This is a genomic window from uncultured Shewanella sp., assembly GCF_947491715.1.
Taxonomy (GTDB): domain Bacteria; phylum Pseudomonadota; class Gammaproteobacteria; order Enterobacterales; family Shewanellaceae; genus Shewanella.
In genome coordinates this window covers 1-3,129 of the sequence record NZ_CANLKR010000080.1, presented here as the reverse complement: position 1 = coordinate 3,129, position 3,129 = coordinate 1, and the positions used below count along the sequence as shown (strand labels likewise).

Here is a 3,129-nt window from a genome sequence, read left to right as displayed (position 1 = left end):
GACTGCCTGTTGCGTATCACTGCTGGCCTTTTCTATGATTAATTGCTCTGCTCTAGAAAGTGACATTGCGGGCAGCACATCATCCCAATCAGCCTCTGCTAAATACACAATTAAATCACAGTAATCGGCATGCATCTGCTTGATAATAATAGGGTCAAACAATTGTTCTACATAATCCCACTCGGCAATAAACCCCTCTTGGCTTTGATACGCTTTATTATCTAAATACACTTGAGAGGTTTGGGAAATAGAATAGCCCCTTTCAATGTAACCCTCGAATTTAAAATCAACATTGGAATTGCCTAGCATACTGGTTAACACCACAGGAGACAGTGATTTATCATGGGCAATATCTAACGTTTTACGAATGAGGCGTTGGAAATCAATGCCATCAAATACGTTGTGCTCGATATCTTGCCATAAGCCTGAATGTGTGTGCTGAATGCCTTCAATGACACTCATGTCTGTCTGTCTTGTCGCATTAAATAACTCTAACACGGTAAAATCACCCAGAATATGATTCACCTGTTCATGCAATGGAAGACGGTTGAATAACGTTAAATTGACACAAAATGTATTCTGCCCGCTCCATTTAAATAAGATTTGGCTATACGCATATAAAATAACACTGGTTGGACTCACACCATATTGACGGGCTTTTTCTTCTAATTGTGACCATATTGATGTTGGGATCGTTTGAGTTAAACGGGCAAATTTCGGTGTCGAGATACTGCTTGGGTTTAACACCATAGGCAATTGAGCGTCAAAGTTATAGTCAGGTAACTTATCTTGCCAATAAGCTTCAGCTTCCTGATAAAGTGGGCCTTGTCTGACATCATCAGATTGCAACATATAGTCTCTGAAATTAATCGCTAGCGGAGGTAAAGTAACCGCTTCAATATTGTCACTGTTATACAGTTCTGATAATTCATTAAAAAATATCCCCATGCTTGAGCCATCCATGATCAATGCATCCATACTCATATGGAGAATGGTTTTGTCTTCAAAATCACTGATCTCGAAATCAAACAATGGCCACTGGTCCACTTGATATATCTTATGTGACAAGCTTTCTCTTATGACATTTAACGCCGAGGCTTCAATTTCGCCATGCTCAATAAGTGAATAAAAAGGCACATCTGAAACTATACATTGCGCATCATCTTTGAATATCGTTCTGAGTGCTGGGTGTCTTTCAATGAGCTTATTTAATGCGAGATTAAATTTATTTATATCTAATTGACTAAATAATAACTCTGAATATCCGTGTGATGATATATTGCCCATTTCAAAGTTATCTAATCGCCCGTATAAATAGGCTTGCTGTACATTCGATAAGATAAATGGCTCAGACTCATTAATGTGACCTTTTGTGATCATATAATCACGATAGGTAAAGTGACCGATTGACTGCTCAATGAGCATCGATAATTTTTCGATACACTTATAAGTAAATATGTTTGCCACACTAACTTGAGTTTGAAGCGCTATATTCATCTGGCTAATGAGACGAATCGCCAATATCGAATTTCCCCCAATGCGGAAGAAATCATCAGTGATACCCACTTGCTCAAGCCCCAGCACGGCTTGCCAAATTTCACACAATTGACGCTCAGTATCATTACGCGGCGCCACATACTCGTCACTACTTACCAACTCAGGCTCAGGCAAGGCCTTGCGATCTAACTTGCCATTAATCGTCAAAGGCACATGGTCAATTACCGTGAAGGTTGCGGGCTGCATATAATCTGGCAACATCGTCGTTAACTGCTGACGAATAGTGTCAATAAACGCCTTTGACTCAATCTCACCACCGTCAATATTGGTCACCACATAAGCCGCAAGATAGTGATTATTTTCATTCTGGTTGTTTATGTGTTGACCATGGCTCGCATGTTGGCGGTCTATTACCACCGCCTGCTTAATTCCGCCTATTTGACTCAGCGCCGCCTCAATTTCGCCCAATTCAATACGGTAGCCGCGGATTTTAACTTGGTTATCCAAACGGCCTAAATATTCTAAATTGCCATCAGACAAATAACGCACCATATCCCCCGTTTTGTATAAACGGGTATAACCTTTTTCAATATCACTTTGGGTCGCAAAGGGGTTTTCAATAAACCGCTCCGCAGTTAACTCGGGGCGATGTAAATAACCTCGCGCCAAGCCCGCGCCGCCAATGTAGAGCTCACCAGGCACACCAATGGGTACTGGATACAACTGCTTATTCAGAACATAGAGCGTTTTATTATTCAAAGCATGACCAATTGGTGCGACACCTGCATCGTTTTCAACATGATAAACCGATGCGTAAACCACCGTTTCAGTCGGGCCATAAACATGATTAAAGGTTTTATGTGGATATAGCTTTAATCCTTGTTGAATAATATCAGTATCAGCTTTTTCTCCGCCAAATAGAATATTTCTGACTGGTGTATCATCTAGGGTTTTATTGAGTACTAATTGATTAAACAAGGCTGTGGTCATAAAGCATGAGTCAATGTTTAACTGGTTCAGTTTTTTATGAAATAGATCACTATTCAGTGTTACTAGCTTATCCATTAACACCATGCTTTTACCGTTTAACAATGAATAAAAAACATCGAAAACGAAACCATCAAAGGCATAAGATGATAGGCTCGCCACGACTTCAACATTGCTATTGTCTATATATGCATTATTAATAGCAAAAGAAATAACGGCATCATGTTCAACCATTACTCCTTTAGGTTTGCCTGTTGTTCCCGAGGTATAAATCACATAAGCCAAATGACACGCACTGCTAATAGAACTGACATTTTGCGTTGAGGATTGTTCAAGAGCTTGAGTGTCATCAGCGGCAATGAACATCAAAGACTCTGTAGCCGACTCACTCACTCCCCCCATTAATTGTGATACATAATGCCCTTGAGTAATCACTAAGCTAACTTGGGTATCATCGAGCATAAACAAGGTACGCTCTTGCGGATAGTCTGGCGAGATAGGCACATAGGCACCACCTGCTTTCAGTACGGCTAAAATCGCGATGACCATCTCTAGGCTGCGGTCTAAATACAAGGCAATTAAGGTGTCAGGCTGTAATGGCTGATTGTGCTGAGCTTGATATTGCGCGCGTATATGATGCGCTAA

General features: G+C 40.6%; 1 protein-coding gene. It reads right to left on the bottom strand.

All coding sequences use genetic code 11. The features are described 5' to 3' along the window. Window positions 1-3,129: amino acid adenylation domain-containing protein (locus Q0779_RS23510; protein WP_298776684.1), on the bottom strand; the 3,129-nt coding region annotated here is incomplete at both ends.